The following is a 15,410-nucleotide window of genomic DNA, read 5'->3' on the forward strand; positions in this document are numbered from 1 at the left end:
ACGCGAGCGCGTCACTCAGCAGCCACCCACTTGCCTCCTTCGATTCGATACGTGGCGAGATCCTCGCGCGTGAGGCCGTTGTGGTCCTCGGCGCTGAACGTGAAGCTGCCTCCGAAGCCTGCGAGCCCACTCGTCGCCTCTATGGCGTCGCGAAGCTGCGCGGGAGATGCATCGGTACCTGCGCGCTCCAGTGCATCCGCCACGATGGCGAGGGCGTCAAAGGCATGGCCAGCGAAGATGTCGGGGGCCTCACCGTACGCCGCCTCGTAGCGAGTCGCGAAGTCCGATACCGATTGGTACTCAGGCGACCCTTCGCCCCAGTTCGACGGAATCAGGCTCTTCCCCGTTCCGAATACGAAACCCTCCGCTGCCCCCTCAGATCCTTCAATGAACTCGGCACGGGCCTGTCCCGACCCGCCGAACAACGGCAGCTTCATGCCCAGATCACGCGCGGACTTCATCGCGATCGCTGCCTCCTTGCCAGCTGTCCAGAGCAGTACCGCGTCGGCACCCGAGCCCTTCATACGTGTCAGTTGCGCAGTCAGATCGGTGTCCCCGGGGTTGAATGTCTCGTCGGCGACGATGTCGATGCCCGCAGGGGGAGCCTCCGCGATTATCACATCACGGCCATCCTTGCCATAGCCGCCACTGTCAGTGAGCAAGGCCACCTTCGTGTGCCCGGACTCCTTCATGACCTCGAGCACGTACGGGACCACGAGATTGTTCGACCACGGCGTCTGAAACACGAGCGGATCAAAATCCCCCGTGACCACGGTCCCCCCCGCAAGCGAAATCTGCGCGATTCCTGCACGCTGGATGTCGCCGCGCATAGCCATTGTCGGTCCAGTGCCCGTTGCCCCGATCAGGGCCACGACCCCGTCCTGTTCGATGAGTTTTGAGGTGGCAGCGACTGCCTTCGCTTCATCGGTAGCGTCATCCTCGATCAGAAGCTCGATCGGGGACCCGTTGATCCCGCCCGCGTCATTGATGCGGGCAACCTCTAGGTCAAGCGCGTTCTTCTCGGCCTCGCCGAGAGCGGCGTACGTCCCCGTGAGGGACAGCACCGCACCGATGCGAACCGGTTGCGCGTCAGACGTTGTCTCCTGCGCGCCCTCGCCACATCCGACCGCCGATCCGATCATCAATACTGCGATCGCGGCGATAACGACTCTTCCCACCCTCGAATCCACTTTCAGCCTCCTCACGACGGCAGGTGTGGGCGGGCCTCGCCCCGCCCACACCTGCGCTGGTCACGTGGTATTACTCGGCGAGCTTGAAGGCACCGTCCTCGATGACGTAGAAGGTGAGGTCGTCCTTCGTGAGCCCGTTGTGGTCGGTGGGCGACATATTGAACGTGCCGCCGATACCAACGAATCCGGAGGTCTTCTCAATCTCGTCGCGGATAGCAGCAGACGTCAGATCTCCCTGGACGCGCCTGGCGGCCTCGACAATGAGATACAGCGAGTCGTACGCGTGCCCGGCGAACGTGGACGGCTCAACGCCCGTGGCCTCCTTGAAACGTGCGATGAACTCGGTGGCGACCACATAGCCCTCGGTACCTTCACCGTAGGCCTCAGGGATGAGCACCTTTCCGGCCGCGATCTTCATGCCGTTGGCGGCCTCGCCGGCACCCTCAGCAAACTCCTTGCGTGCATTGCCGTGGCTACCGTAGACGGGCAGCTTCATGCCAAGGTCGTTCGCGTTTTTGACGACGGTAGCCGCCTCTTTGCCTGCGGTCCACATGACGAGGGCGCCCGCATCGGTACCCTTGATCTTGGTGAGTTGGGCCGTCATGTCGGTGTCGCCGGGATTGAACGTCTGGCTCGAGACTATCTCGATTCCCGCCTTGGGTGCTTCGGCCTCGAGCACAGCAAGGCCGTCCTTGCCGAAGCCGCCAGAGTCGGTGATGACTCCGATCTTCGTGATTCCGGCGGCCTTGATGGCCTCAAGAGTGGTCGGGACAACGATGGTATTCGACCACGGAGTCGCGAACACGAGTGGGTCGAACTCAGCGGTGATGACGGTTCCGCCTGCCATCGAGACCTGGGGGACGCCGGCGCGGTTGATGTCCCCACGCATCGCCATGGTCTGTCCGGTGCCGGTGGCACCGATGATGGCGAGAACCTGGTCTTGATCGATGAGCTTGCTCGTCGCGGCGACGGCCTTGGCCTCGTCGGTGGCGTCATCCTCGATGATGAGCTCGACCGGCCTGCCGTTGATACCCCCGTCAGCGTTGATGCGCTCCACTTCCATCTCGAGCGCGGCCTTCTCAGGCTCCCCCAGACCGGCATACGTGCCGGTCACCGAAACGACGGCGCCGATCTTGACCGGCTCGCCACTTACTTCACCGCTCCCACCGGCCTCGGGCGCCGGTTCACTCGGAGCGGAGCACGCCACTAGCGTGACCGCTAGCGCTGCGGACAACGCCGCCACCAACACCGCGATCGATAGCCTTAGAACTCTTCCTCTCATTCCCGTACCTCCTATGGCACTCGGTTGTTCGACCGCGCAGATGCCCGACACGAGCCCCTAGATCCGCGCGATCTCTTCTTGGCTTACGAGCTCGACCGGCGAGTCCTTCAGGAGCGACACGGCCCGATCGATGTCGGCGACGTTGATGACCACGTAGGTCGAAATGAGGCTGTAGACGTACTCAATATTCACGCCCGCATCTGAAACCTGCTTGAGAACAGCGGCAAGGCCACCGGGTTGATCCGGGAGGTTGAGACAGACGACTTCCGACTCCTTCACCGTGAACCCGGCATCACCGAGGGCGCTCTTCCCGGCCTCGGGATCGTTCACGACAAGCCGAACGATGCCGTAATCGGCGGTGTCAGAGACGGAGAATCCGCGGATGTTCACATCGTGCGCACCGAGAACCTCAGTGACCTCGCTGACCCTGCCGGCTTTATTCTCGATGAATACGCTCAGCTGCTTGACGTTCACAGTCCGCACTCCCCCTTCAGGCATACCTCTCGGCCGAGTTCAAATGCACGCAGATTGGCTTCGACGGTCTTGGGCGGAACCCTTGAGGCAATGACATCGATCCAGGCGCTCTTGTCGAACTCCAGCCCGACCGAGAGCGCCCCCATGAGCACGACGTTGGCGGACTTGGGGCTGCCCGCGCGACATGCGAGCACGTCCGCATCGACGAAGATCGCTCCCTCATGCTCAAGGGCAGCTTCCAGCCCATGGACTGCGCGCACGTCGCCCGTCAGAACAGGCAACGGCTGAATGGCCCGCGGGTTGACCAGCAGACGCCCGCCGAGCTTCACGTAGTGGACACGGCGCATCGCTTCGATGATCTCGAAGGCCACGAGGTGATCGACATCGCCGGGGTCGGTCACCGGTGAGTGGACTTCATCGCCGAATCGCACGATGGTATCCACGCTGCCGCCGCGCTGCGCCATGCCGTGCACCTCGGACAGCTTCACGGCCATGCCGGCTGCCGCGGCGACCTTGGCAAGCAGGTCGGCCGCGAGAATCGTCCCTTGTCCACCCACGCCGCACAACATCACCGTGGTTGCAGGCACGTTCACACCTCCCCGATATCGCAGGCCGGACCTGTGTGCGTGATCGCAGCGAACTTGCAGACCTGCACGCACTGCGCACAGCCCACACAGACCGAGACGTCGATATAGGCCTTGCTCGTAGCCTCATCCTTACCGATCGCCGGGCACCCGAGGCGGACACAAGCGCCACACGAGGTACACGCGTCTTCATCGACGGCGTACGGCTGTCCCTTGTCCTTGACGAGGAGGGCACAGGGGGCCCGAAACACGATGACTGACAGCTCTTCGGTTGACGTCTCCTCACGCAGTGCAGACTCGGTCGCCGCCACGTCGTGCGGATCGACCGTCCTGACCCTCTGGACACCGATAGTCGTGCACAGCGCCTCAAGGTCGAGTTCGTGGGAGTGACGCTTCTGCAACGTGATGCCGTTCACGGGGTTGCCTTGATGGCCCGTCATCGCCGTGATTCGATTGTCGAGGATGGCGATGGTGCCTCCGCCTCCGTTGTACACCGTGTTCACGAGTCCGGTGATGCCCGAGTGCGCAAACGTTGAGTCGCCGATGACGCCGACGACCGGGCGGTCAGCGAATCCTCCCGCCAGTTCCGCCCCGTGCGCCATTCCCACGGCCGCACCCATACAGACGCACGTGTCCATAGCAGCCAGCGGTCGAAGGGCGCCCAGTGTGTAGCAGCCGATGTCGCCGGTCACCACGGCCTTGATCTTGCGAAACGCATGGAACACGGGTCGGTGGGGACAGCCCGGGCACATCAGCGGCGGGCGTGGCGGGAGAGTGTCGTCGCGCTCCCTCAGCACCGGATCCGGCATGCCGACAGCTCTTCTGATCATGCCCGGGGTGATCTCACCGGCCCCTGGAAGCCCTGAATCGCTCAGCACCACGCCCATCTGCAGAAGCGAGCGCTCGAGATATCCATCAGCCTCCTCGACCACGATGAGGCGCTCCACTCGTGAAGCGAACTCGGCGATGAGCTTCTCCGGGAGCGGGAACGTCATGCCGAGCTTCAACACCGACGCCTCAGGCAAGGCCTCCCGCACGTGCTCGTAGCACACACCTGCGCACACAACGCCCAGCTCGGCCTTACGGTACTCCGCCCGGTTGAGCGGCGAACTCTCGGCAAACGCCGCCAGCGCGCTCATCCGCGCGTCGAGGTCAACACGGCGAGCCCTGGCCATGGCTGGCATCATGACCCACTTAGACGGGTCCGGGCGGTAGGGTGCACGCGCGGACTGCTCGATCCTCTCGCCACACTCAACCATCGACTTGCCATGGCAGACTCGCACGGTCGAGCGAACCAAGACGACTACGTCGAAGCGCTCGGACAGCTCAAAGGCCTCGCGGGTGAACTGCAGCGCCTCCTGTGAGTCAGACGGATCGAGCATCGGAACGCGTGCGAATGCCGCGTAGTTGTGAGAGTCCTGTTCGTTCTGAGACGAGTGCATCCCGGGGTCATCGGCAACCAGTACCACCAAGCCGCCGTTGACACCGGTGTACGCCAGCGTGAACAGCGGGTCCGCCGCAACGTTCAAGCCGACGTGTTTGGTCGTCACGAGGGTCCTGGCGCCGCCGAATGACACGCCTGCAGCGACTTCGAGGGCTACCTTTTCGTTGGGAGCCCATTCGGCATATACATCGGGAAGTGTCGCGAAGTGCTGGAGGGTCTCCGTTGACGGTGTCCCGGGGTAGCCAACCCCAACCGAGACGCCCGCTTCCCATGCGCCCTGTGCGACAGCCTCATTGCCCGAAAGCAGCGTTCGCCCCACGATCACCCCTTACGCTGGCCGGATAACCGAGCCCCAGCCTATGCGCCAGGGTGTGGCGAATAATAGCACAGGGTTGACCGCGAAATGGACGCTGAGCGGGGCGAACGGGCGGCTGAGCGGCGTGAACGGCGGCTCAATGGTACGAGCCACTCACCGTGGCCGGAAGGGGACTCTCACCGCTGGCCAATCGCTCCTGCCGTCACAGCTGTCAGCCCCGTCAGCCGCACACGTCAGGGTCGAACGCCGCCGACGTAGTCACCTCTCGATTCGATCCGCGCGAGGAGCGAGGCTTCGCTGACCAGTTCACCCGTCTGCGGCGCGTGGATCATCTGACCGCCTCCGATATAGAAGGCCACGTGGTGAACGCGATTGGGATCGCCGTTGCGCCCGAAGAAGACGAGGTCTCCCGGCTGAAGCAGGTCCAGACGATCAGGGGGGATGTACGCCCCGACGCGATACTGCTGGCGCGACGTGCGCGGCAGATTGATGCCGACCTCGCGGTAACAGTACTGCACGAGGCCGGAGCAGTCGAAGCCTGACGGTGTCGTTCCACCCCACACGTACCACGTCACACCCACGTATCTCCGGGCGATATCGATCACTGCGGCATGCGGCTCGCCAAGCGCTGACGCGACGAACGGACGCCCGGCACGGCCCACTGTCCCGGACGTGGCCACAGCGGCCGCACGCGCCGCCCGTTCGCGAGCGAGCTTCTCCTGCCGTGCCTTCTCCGCCACGATGAGTTTCTTGAGGTCCGAATCGAGTTCTGCGAGGTAGCGCTTCTGCTTGGAGACCGCGGCGGTCATCCCCGCGCGCGCCTCACGAGCCTCGTTTCGCTGCACTACCTGCTCTGCACGGCGTCGCTCGAGGGATGACTTCGTGGCCTCAATGGTGGTCTTGGCGGCCTTCACATCCTGCACGAGGTCGGCATCACTCTGCCCGATCCGTCGCATCAGATCCATGCGCGTGACGAGGTCCTTGAAGTCGGTCGCACCGAGCACGACCTCGACCCAATCAATACCCCCGTTGCGATACATGGCGGCCGCGCGCCCGTTGAGCTGCCCCTCTGCGCCCTCGAGCTCCGTCATCGCAGAACCGAGTTCCGCCTCAGCTTCACTGATGCGAGCTCGGGTGGTCTTCAGCGCGTCGTCGGCGGCGAGATAGTCTTCAGTCCGCTCTTCGAGATCAGCGGCAAGGTCGTCGAGGCGCGTGCGGGCTTCAGAGGCCCGCTTCTCAGCCTTGCGGATCTGCTCGTTACTGGGGGTCGCGCCCGCCTGAACGACGAGTCCCCCGAGAAGGGCGACCACAAGAGCTGCTACAAGCGCGTGTCGCGCACGTGGACCCAGCACTCGCACAACCACACACCTCCTGCTGCTTCAACAAGACTGCTACGTACGAGGTGTCGATCAGTGTCACAATCGCCACCCCAATAGTAGCACGGACGCCCCTCGCGGGGCGTCCGGCACGCCGGTCCATCGGTTCGGCAGGCTCAGTCGATGTGAATGAGCGATACGATTGGCAGGTCCTCGGGGAGCCTGCTGCGCCCCTCGAGGAAGTCGAGTTCGATGAGAAACGCGAAGCCGGCGATTCTCGCCCCCGTCTCCAGCACCAGCTTGGCCTTCGCTGCCGCTGTTCCGCCGGTTGCGAGTACATCGTCGACGATCAGGACGACATCCGCGGGCCCGAACGCGTCCGCGTGAACCTCGAGAGAGTCGGTTCCGTACTCCAGATCGTAGGTCACCGTGGTGGTTTCCCAGGGCAGTTTGCCGGGCTTGCGCGCAGGGACGAACCCCGCACCGAGCCGATAGGCCAGCGCGCCGCCAAAGATGAAACCTCGTGCTTCGGCACCCATGACCTTGGTGACCCCGTGCTTCGCGTAGTCACCGCACAGGGTATCGATCGCGGCATGGAACCCCTCAGGGCTCGCCAGCAGGGGCGTGATGTCCTTGAAGATGATGCCTTCCTTCGGCCAGTCCGGCACGTCGCGGATGTAGCTCGAAAGGTCCACTTGGTTCCTCCTGTCGGTTGGAATGAAGCCCGCACAGCGTACCTTAAGGAGGCTGCTCCCTCCACACGCGCATCATCCGTAGACTGCCTCATCGCGCAGTTCGGCCACGTAGGGCAAGTTGCGGTACCGCCCCCCTAGATCCAATCCGTAGCCGACCAAGAACCGGTCAGACAGTTCGAATCCACGATAGGCCAGCGGGACATCGGCGATCCTGCGCGCCGGCTTGTCGAACAGTGCGCACACCTCGACGCTCGCCGCCCCCCTTGCGTTCAGAAGGCCGAGCACGTAGTTGACGGTCAGGCCGGTGTCGACGATGTCTTCGACAAGGACCACCCGCGCGCCCTCGATATCATCGTCGAGGTCCTTCGTCACGCGAACGGCACCCCCCTGCCCCGGTACGTACTGCGCAACGGCCATGAAGTCGAGCCTCACATCACACTCCATCGCGCGGCACAGGTCAGCGAGGAAGAACACGCCTCCCCGCAAAACGGTGACCAACCGTACCGTGTCTCCACCACCGTCATGAGCGAGTCTGGCGCCCAGTTCAGCCACGCGCGTCGCGATCTGAGCTGACGTCGCAACCACACGAGAGCACTCGGGGGGCAGCGGCGGATCGGGAATCACGGCAACCGTCCCGATTCGGAGCCGTCCGGTGAGGCGACGAATCCGCCTCCATCGGCATGCTCGCGAGCTTCGGAGGTGACGCCGAACCGCGCGAGGAGCGCGCGGAAATCCTTCTGGTAGAACACCTTGATGTTCACCTCGGGGTAGAGCTCCTTCAGCCGACGCACCTTGCGGTTCTTCTTCGTCACGAGCTTCTGGCTCATCGTGGTGAGTTCGATGTAGAGATCGAAATCGGACAAGTAGAAGTCGGGCGTGAAATAGGCGATGACGTTACCCTCGCCGTCCCACTGAATCGGAAACGACGTGGGCTCGTACTGCCAGGCTATCCGGTAGTAGTCGAGAATCTCAGCCGCCACTCGTTCGCTGGCGTGCGCGAACTCGATCTGGTCAAGCGGTGGATGCGCCAGCGCCTCGCCCGCCGCGCCCTGTGCGTTGGTGTCGGCGCGGTTCCCCATGAATCAGGAGAAGTCCTCGAAGGACTTGGTTAGCGCCCTGCGAAGCAACCGGCCTTTCAGTTGATCTGTCAGGCTGCCAAGCTCTGAGAGCGTCTCGGCGAGGCGCTGGCGTGACTCCGCGGTGCGGTGCCGAAAGGTAGGAAGCACGATCTGTGAGAACAGGGCCGCCTCACGTTCGGCGAACGTCTCGTACATGCGGAGATGACGGGGCTCGACGCCGAAACGCCGCAGATCCCATGCGGCATGAAGCGATGGAACGTCCGCCCGGTCGACGGCGTCCCCCCGCTCGCCGACGATGAGCCGCACGATACCGAACTCGGCAAGCTCGCGCACGAACGTCACGGGAATCCCGAACGCGGAGGGCACATCGTCGACCGGAACCGGATCCTCGTCGCCCACGACGACCTGCAGGGGCTCCTCGGCGACTCCCGTGCGCTCCAACTCAGCGGGAACGCGACCGCGATCGTACTCGACAAGCCGCTCTTTGATGACCGCCAGCGGCAGGAAGTGCCCCTTCTGGAGGCGCAGAATCATCTCGACCCGAGCGACGTCGGACTGGCTGAACTTCCGATAGCCACCTTGGGTGCGCTCAGGGCAGATGAGGCCCTCGTCCTCCAAGAACCGCACCTTGGAGATGGACAGATCGGGATAGGTGCCCTTCAAACGCTGAACAACCTCACCGATGGTCAGGTAGTCTCTGCTGCTCACGAGCGATGACGCCCCGCTGAGTAGACCATCTGGAACATGCCGATCTGCAGAACGTCACCGTCTGAGAGCTGCGCGACGTCAACGCATACGCCATTGACGTACGTCCCGTTCAACGAGCCGTCATCATGCACGGTGACCTCGCCTGAAGAGACCTCAAGCCGAGCGTGTCGGCGTGACACGGTCATGTCATTGAGGAAGATGTCGCTCTCGGGGTCTCTGCCGATGTTCAGGGTCTCACGCTCAAGGTAGAAGCTCTCACCCGTCTCCGGCCCCTTGCGCACAACGAGTACGGGGCCCTGTTTGGCTTCCCCGAAGGCTGAGTCATGATGAAGCTCAGCTACGACCGGCTCGAACGACTCGGTGGCATCGGACTGCGAGGTACCGCACGCCGGGCAACCCGAAGCGTCGGCACTGATGTCCGCACCGCACACCCTGCATTCACGCACGTGTCGTCACCTCCCGAGACCCTGCCGGCTAGCCGAAGAGGTCAGATCCCGTGTTGGTCATGGCTGCACGAATCTCGCTCTCCAGGGCGTCGACGATCTCCGGATTCTCCAGAATCTCAGCGCGCTTCTGATCGTTAAGCCGATTACGAACGTAGGGATCGTCGATGACCTCCATGAGTCGGCGCCCGTTGTGCACCTCGCGAATCGTGTACTCGATCACTCGCTCTTCGACGGCGTCGGTGGTGACGTCATCGAGGAAGCTCTTGAGTCGCTCATTGATTGTTGACACACGTCCTCCTTGTCGGCCCGTCATGGGCGTCACACCAACCTGACTAGTCTTCTTCCAAGTCGTCCATAGCTACATCGAAGCGCGAGACGCCCCTCAGGTCGTTTGCCAGAATGTCGATCAGGCGCTCGACATCGCTGCCTCCGATGACATCGTCGCCGGCGTCGTGGCTGCTCTTGAGCCTGCGCACCAGCTCAGCACGCAGGATGTCGATCTTCCCATGCAAGACGCGGCGACGATACGAGGTGCGCTGCTCCTCCGCATAGAGATCATCAAGTAGCGATCTCAGCTCGTCATTGGTCTTGGCGCTGAGGTCGAGCAGTGCCTCATCGATCTGCTTGTGCTCTTCGGTCATCTCTCTCCTCCCCTAGTGGCGCATGTCAGATTGTATCGCATGGCACCGACAATGGCTCGACGTGAGGTCAAGCCTTATCCTGCGCGTGCAGATCAGGAACAAACGCGGGTCGAGGCCAGAGCCGCGCGTGCGAGCTCGGACTCATGCGCGGTCCACGAACCGAGGCGAAGGTCGACATCGAGGATCTGCCCGAACGCGTCGACGACGGCTTGGGTGATGCGAGGGGTCTCGGGGGCTTCGCCGAGCGCCTGGTCCAGGGTGACGGTCTGTCGGGCGAGACGCTGCGCGCACTCGGTATCCAGCATGAACGCCCGAGCCTCGCGGCCTATATCGCGGCTTCGGGTGAACGAGCCGTGCTGTAGCACCGTCGCTCCCGACCACACCTGTGCCGAACCAGAGAGCTTGAGTGGCCCAAGCGACAGATCCGCACGCGTCGTCGAAAGGTAGCATGCCGCGGTCGCGGTATCCGTTCGGTCGTGGTGCACCAGCGCGGCGTCTACCCCCAACAGACGATAGGCCTCGGCCAACGCGGCCGACAGGTGCCGATACGAAGCAGCCACACCGCGCGGGATCCCGTCGTCGGCGGAAGCGATGAGGGCGTACGTTACCTCGTCGTCGTGCAGTACCCCCCTGCCGCCCGTAGGGCGCCGCACCACGTCTATGCCCTCAGCGGCACAGTAGTCGCGGTCGACTCCCTCAGCGCCCTGGAAACGACCGATCGTCACGGTGGGACGCGCCCATCCGTACAGTCGAAGGGTCGGCGCAACCGCGCCGTCGTCCCGAGCCTGCAGCGCGGCCCGGTCAAGCGCCATGTTCAAGGCGCCGTCGACCGGGCCGTCGATAAGGAGCCTCCATACCGGCTTCACGCTTGCGGGGGCCTCCAGCGCAGATCGGGCGTGCGCGCAGCGCGAGCCTCATCAAGGCGTCTCACCGGGGTCGTGTACGGTGCGCCCTTCACCAGGTCAGGGTCCGAGCCGGCCTCTCCAGCTATGGCGATAAGAGCCTCAGCGAAAGCATCGAGCGCACTCAGCGGTTCTGTCTCCGTCGGTTCGATCATCATCGCCTCGTCGACAAGCAGGGGAAAGTAGACGGTCGGCGGATGGAATCCGTGGTCAAGCAGACGCTTGGCCATATCGAGGGTGCGAACCCCGTTGGCCTTCTTCTGCCGTGAACCGGACAGGACGAACTCGTGCATGCATGTGCGGTCGTAGGGTACCTCGAACGCGTCACGCAGACGCTCTTTGAGGTAGTTCGCGGAGAGTACGGCCTGCTCGGCGGCGTCTCGAACGCCTGACGCACCGATCGCGCGGATGTAGGTGTACGCTCGCACGAGCACTCCGAAGTTGCCGTAGAACGAACGCACCCGGCCCAGGGACTCCTCAGGCCAATCGAGTCCGAACGTACCGTCGGGGAATGCGACCGGAAGGGGCCCGGGAAGGAAGCGGGCGAGGTGGTCGTTGACGCACACCGGACCCGCACCCGGACCTCCGCCCCCGTGGGGCGTTGAGAACGTCTTGTGCAGGTTGATGTGCAGGGCGTCGAAGCCGAGATCACCCGGTCGGGTCACCCCCATGATCGCGTTGAGGTTCGCGCCGTCACAGTAGGCGTAGGCTCCGACAGCATGCACCGCTTCAGTGATCTCGAGTATCCGCGGGTCGAACAGCCCGAGCGTGTTGGGATTCGTGAGCATGAAGGCGGCTACGTCGGTGTCGAGCGCCGCCTTGAGCGCTTCCACGTCCACGAGACCGTTCGGATCGCTGGCAACGGTTACCGTCTCGTATCCACACATCGTCACGGTGGCGGGATTCGTGCCGTGCGCGGTCTCGGGGATGATCACCCGTTTGCGCGCGTCTCCGGCCGCCTCGTGGGCGGCACGGAAGACCATGAGCGCGGCAAGCTCACCGTGAGCGCCGGCGGATGGCTGCAGCGTGACGCCGGGCAGCCCCGATATCTCGCCGAGTGCGGTTGCCAAACCGTGCATGAGCGCCAGTGCGCCCTGGAGCGTCTCGAGGGGTTGATACGGATGAAGGCCGGCGAAGCCCTCGAGCCGACATGCGTCCTCGTTGACGCGGGGGTTGTATTTCATCGTGCAGCTGCCAAGCGGGTAGAAGCCGGAGTCGACCCCGAAGTTCATCTCCGCAAGGTGCGCGTAGTGCCGCATGATCTCGAGCTCAGTGACATGGGGAAGGCGCGGGGCTTCGTTGCGTCCTGCTCCACCCAGCACAACGTCAAGGTCGATATCAGGCACGTCGAGAGCGGGTGCGAGCACACAAGAAGACTCAGGCGCTCCGAGGTCGAATATCAACGTCCGAGGTCCGGGCAACGGCGCACCTGCCGGCGTGTTGGCCAGATGCTCACTCATAGCGAGGCCACCTCCTTCACGAACGCGTCGATCTCGCCACGCGTCCGCTTCTCGGTGACCGCGAACACCACGAGGTCCCCGCCCTCCGGCGCCTCCACGACGACACCCGCCAGATACCCGCGAGCAAGCATCTCGTCGTGCATCTCAGAAGCGTCGCCCTCGTAGGCAAGGGCGAACTCGTAACCGAAGGGAGTACCCCACGGAGCCGAGAACCGACCGGTGGACAGCAGCGCATCGCGCAGGTAGTGCGCCTTGGCCACGCACGAACGCGCAATACCGACCAACCCTTCAGCCCCCACGGCACACAGGTACGCCCCGGCCGCAAGCGCGTTGAGCGCGTGATTGCTGCAGATATTGGATGTCGCCTTCTCGCGCCGTATGTGCTGCTCGCGGGTGGACAGCGTCAGAACGAATGCGTGATTACCGTCGATATCGACGGTGCGTCCGACGAGCCGACCCGGCATCTGTCGAACATGGCTCTCACGGCAGGCGAACAGGCCCAGCCCTGGACCACCGAGACTCATGGGGCTTCCGAGTGGTTGACCTTCGCCCACCACGATATCGGCGCCGAAGGTCGAGGGGGGCTCAAGCACACCCAGCATGATCGGATTGGACGCGACCACGAAGAGCGCCCCCGCGGCCCTGGCGACCGCACCGATAGCGGCCAGGTCCTCGATGTTGCCCACGAAGTTAGGTGAGGCCACCAGTACCGCGGCCGTCCGGTCATCGACCAACGAGGCGAGACTCGACGCATCGCTGAGACCGCCGGTGCACTCGTCGCCGACTACCTCCAGCAGCCCCGAAGCGGCGTAGGTCTCGAGGGTCTCTATCCACTCGGGATGCACGGTTCCCGACACCACCACACGTGAACGCCGGGTGATTCGACACGCCATGAGCGCTGCCTCGACGAAAGCGGTCGCTCCGTCGTACATGCTGGCGTTGGCCACGTCCATGCCGGTCAGCTCGCAGACCATGGACTGGTACTCATAGATGCCTTGAAGCGTGCCCTGACTGACTTCGGGCTGGTAAGGCGTGTAGGCGGTGAAGAACTCAGGCCGTCGGAGAATGTGGTCGACCACACTGGGGATGTGATGGTCGTACATCCCGGCGCCGGCGAACGACACCAACTCGGTCGCGGGCACGTTCTGGTTCGCAAGACCGCGCACGTGCCGGACAAGATCGACTTCGGACAGGGGCTCGGGCAGATCAAGCAGCCCCTGAAGCACCGCTTGCGCCGGCACATCGGCGAAGAGCTCCCCGATCCCGGTCACTCCGACCGTGGCCAGCATATGCTCCCGCTGCGCACAGGTGATCGGGATGTAGCGCATTCCTAGCCCTGAGCTACGAACTCGTCGTAGTCCTCAGCGCTCATGAGCCCATCGACCTGGGTGGCATCGCCCAGCCTGATCTTGACCATCCATCCATCACCGTGCGGGCTCGCATTGACGGTCTCAGGCGAGTCACCCAGGGCGTCATTGACCTCGACGATCTCGCCGGAAACCGGTGCGTATAGTTCGGAGACCGACTTCACTGACTCAATCTCACCGAAGGTCTCGCCCGCGACCAGTGCATCCCCGGCGGACGGCAGGTCGACGTAGACGACTTCACCAAGCTGGTCCTGAGCGAAGTGCGAGATCCCCACAGTGGCGATATCGCCCTCGACGACGACCCATTCGTGCGCCTCGGAGTAGACGCGATCGTTGGGGTGTGTCATTGGTGCTCCTTCCGGTGTGGTGCTGGTCAGGGCGTCTGAACCCCGGACAGCGATGTCGATGTCACGAACGGAGGCTTCACAGCCGTCGCCGACGCCTTCTTGGCCCTGATCGCGACCTCGAACGTCGTGCCGAGCGAGGACAGTCCCGCTGGAACGTACGCGGTCGCGATGCCGGTCTCGAGAGTCGGCGAGAACGTACCGCTCGCTACCTTACCCACCTCGACACCGCCATGCAACACGGGGAATCCATGTCGGGGAATCCCACCGACAACGGAGAGGAAGACGAGTCTGCGCTCGGGGCCCTCGTCCCGGATGCGTTGAACCGCGCCGTGACCGACGAAGTCCCCTTTGTCCTTGGCCACGACCCAGCCGAGTCCGGCGGATATCGGATCCACTCCCCGGTCCATATCGCTGCCATACAAGTGGTAGCCCATCTCCAGCCTCAAGGTATCGCGCGCACCAAGACCGCAGGGCGTTACCTCGGAGAATGACAGGAGCAGGCGCCATACAACCGGGGCGTCAGAGGAACGACAGACGATCTCGACGCCGTCCTCGCCGGTGTATCCCGTCCGGGCGATCAGACACGGAACGGCTCCGTCAAGAAGGCCCTCGCCGATACAGAAGCGATCCGGGGCGATCCAGTCCGGCCCCACAAGCTCAGAGACGATACGTAGAGCCTCAGGTCCCTGGAGCGCGATGAGCGCGGTGCGGTCCGACTCGTCGACCAGCTCGACGTCGTCGGGGGCCTGGCGCTTGAGAAAGTCGAAATCCTGCTCACGGTTCGAGGCGTTCGCGATGATGAAGTACTCGAGGTCACCGGAGTGGTAGACGATCAGATCGTCGAGTATTGCGCCCTGCTCATCCAGCAGCAGCGTGTACTGCGCCTGCCCGATCTCTGAAATCTTGCGAAGGTCGTTGGTGAGCGCCCTTTGAAGAAACTCGAACGCTCCGAATCCGAATACCCGGAACTCGGCCATGTGCGAGACGTCGAAGATGCCCGCTCTCGAGCGGACCGCCCGATGTTCTTCGATGATGCCTGCGTACTGCACCGGCATCTCGAAACCCGCGAAGGGCACCATGCGAGCCCCCAGGGCCAGATGCTCCTCGTAGAGAGATGTTCGCTTCAGTCCACGATCGGATCGTTGCACTCCGCTCACGT

18 protein-coding genes are annotated in these 15,410 nt (G+C 63.7%); all 18 read right to left on the minus strand.

Annotated elements, in window-relative coordinates; all coding sequences use genetic code 11:
* Positions 1-11 precede the first annotated feature (11 nt).
* The 18 genes from U1E26_07275 to gcvT all read right to left on the minus strand — a co-directional run bounded on the left by U1E26_07275 (position 12) and on the right by gcvT (position 15,408).
* A complete protein-coding gene (locus tag U1E26_07275; GenBank protein ID MDZ4169441.1) occupies positions 12-1,190 on the minus strand; it encodes an ABC transporter substrate-binding protein in 1,179 nt (392 codons plus the stop codon).
* Positions 1,191-1,260: 70 nt separating this feature from the next.
* Positions 1,261-2,472: an ABC transporter substrate-binding protein gene (locus U1E26_07280; protein MDZ4169442.1), complete on the minus strand. Its 1,212-nt coding sequence runs from the start codon at positions 2,470-2,472 to the stop codon at positions 1,261-1,263.
* A gap of 57 nt (positions 2,473-2,529) precedes the next feature.
* Entirely contained in the window at positions 2,530-2,946 is a 417-nt protein-coding gene (locus tag U1E26_07285; protein MDZ4169443.1) for an ACT domain-containing protein, read from the minus strand.
* Entirely contained in the window at positions 2,943-3,533 is a 591-nt protein-coding gene (locus tag U1E26_07290) for an indolepyruvate oxidoreductase subunit beta (protein MDZ4169444.1), read from the minus strand. Before U1E26_07290 ends, U1E26_07285 begins: the two co-directional genes overlap by 4 nt.
* 2 nt (positions 3,534-3,535) lie before the next feature.
* Positions 3,536-5,293 (minus strand): indolepyruvate ferredoxin oxidoreductase subunit alpha, encoded by a 1,758-nt coding sequence (gene iorA / locus U1E26_07295; GenBank protein ID MDZ4169445.1) that lies wholly within the window; start codon positions 5,291-5,293, stop codon positions 3,536-3,538.
* A 230-nt stretch (positions 5,294-5,523) separates the two neighbouring features.
* Positions 5,524-6,654 (minus strand): NlpC/P60 family protein, encoded by a 1,131-nt coding sequence (locus U1E26_07300; protein MDZ4169446.1) that lies wholly within the window; start codon positions 6,652-6,654, stop codon positions 5,524-5,526.
* A 128-nt stretch (positions 6,655-6,782) separates the two neighbouring features.
* Positions 6,783-7,301, minus strand: coding sequence for an adenine phosphoribosyltransferase (locus U1E26_07305; protein MDZ4169447.1), 519 nt, complete (start codon positions 7,299-7,301; stop codon positions 6,783-6,785).
* 72 nt (positions 7,302-7,373) lie between these two features.
* The gene (hpt, locus tag U1E26_07310; GenBank protein ID MDZ4169448.1) at positions 7,374-7,925 is read right to left on the minus strand and encodes a hypoxanthine phosphoribosyltransferase; all 552 of its coding nucleotides are present in this window, start codon (positions 7,923-7,925) and stop codon (positions 7,374-7,376) included.
* The gene (locus tag U1E26_07315) at positions 7,922-8,380 is read right to left on the minus strand and encodes a hypothetical protein (GenBank protein ID MDZ4169449.1); all 459 of its coding nucleotides are present in this window, start codon (positions 8,378-8,380) and stop codon (positions 7,922-7,924) included. Before U1E26_07315 ends, hpt begins: the two co-directional genes overlap by 4 nt.
* A 3-nt stretch (positions 8,381-8,383) precedes the next feature.
* Positions 8,384-9,088: a MerR family transcriptional regulator gene (locus tag U1E26_07320; GenBank protein ID MDZ4169450.1), complete on the minus strand. Its 705-nt coding sequence runs from the start codon at positions 9,086-9,088 to the stop codon at positions 8,384-8,386.
* A complete protein-coding gene (locus U1E26_07325; protein ID MDZ4169451.1) occupies positions 9,085-9,534 on the minus strand; it encodes an FHA domain-containing protein in 450 nt (149 codons plus the stop codon). The genes U1E26_07320 and U1E26_07325 overlap by 4 nt, the downstream gene beginning before the upstream one ends.
* 28 nt (positions 9,535-9,562) lie before the next feature.
* Positions 9,563-9,823 carry a hypothetical protein gene (locus U1E26_07330; GenBank protein MDZ4169452.1) on the minus strand — a complete coding sequence of 87 codons (261 nt, stop codon included), beginning with the start codon at positions 9,821-9,823 and terminating at the stop codon, positions 9,563-9,565.
* 43 nt (positions 9,824-9,866) lie between these two features.
* The gene (locus tag U1E26_07335; protein MDZ4169453.1) at positions 9,867-10,175 is read right to left on the minus strand and encodes a hypothetical protein; all 309 of its coding nucleotides are present in this window, start codon (positions 10,173-10,175) and stop codon (positions 9,867-9,869) included.
* Positions 10,176-10,267: 92 nt separating this feature from the next.
* Positions 10,268-11,041 carry a biotin/lipoate A/B protein ligase family protein gene (locus U1E26_07340; GenBank protein MDZ4169454.1) on the minus strand — a complete coding sequence of 258 codons (774 nt, stop codon included), beginning with the start codon at positions 11,039-11,041 and terminating at the stop codon, positions 10,268-10,270.
* Positions 11,038-12,537: an aminomethyl-transferring glycine dehydrogenase subunit GcvPB gene (gcvPB, locus tag U1E26_07345; protein ID MDZ4169455.1), complete on the minus strand. Its 1,500-nt coding sequence runs from the start codon at positions 12,535-12,537 to the stop codon at positions 11,038-11,040. Before gcvPB ends, U1E26_07340 begins: the two co-directional genes overlap by 4 nt.
* Positions 12,534-13,865, minus strand: coding sequence for an aminomethyl-transferring glycine dehydrogenase subunit GcvPA (gcvPA, locus tag U1E26_07350; GenBank protein MDZ4169456.1), 1,332 nt, complete (start codon positions 13,863-13,865; stop codon positions 12,534-12,536). The genes gcvPB and gcvPA overlap by 4 nt, the downstream gene beginning before the upstream one ends.
* A 2-nt stretch (positions 13,866-13,867) precedes the next feature.
* Positions 13,868-14,251, minus strand: coding sequence for a glycine cleavage system protein GcvH (gene gcvH, locus U1E26_07355; protein ID MDZ4169457.1), 384 nt, complete (start codon positions 14,249-14,251; stop codon positions 13,868-13,870).
* A gap of 26 nt (positions 14,252-14,277) precedes the next feature.
* Positions 14,278-15,408, minus strand: a complete 1,131-nt coding sequence (gcvT, locus tag U1E26_07360; protein ID MDZ4169458.1) for a glycine cleavage system aminomethyltransferase GcvT — start codon at positions 15,406-15,408, stop codon at positions 14,278-14,280.
* Between the last annotated feature and the right edge of the window lie 2 nt (positions 15,409-15,410).

Source organism: Coriobacteriia bacterium (assembly GCA_034370385.1).
In the GTDB taxonomy this organism is placed as follows: Bacteria; Actinomycetota; Coriobacteriia; order Anaerosomatales; family PHET01; genus JAXMKZ01.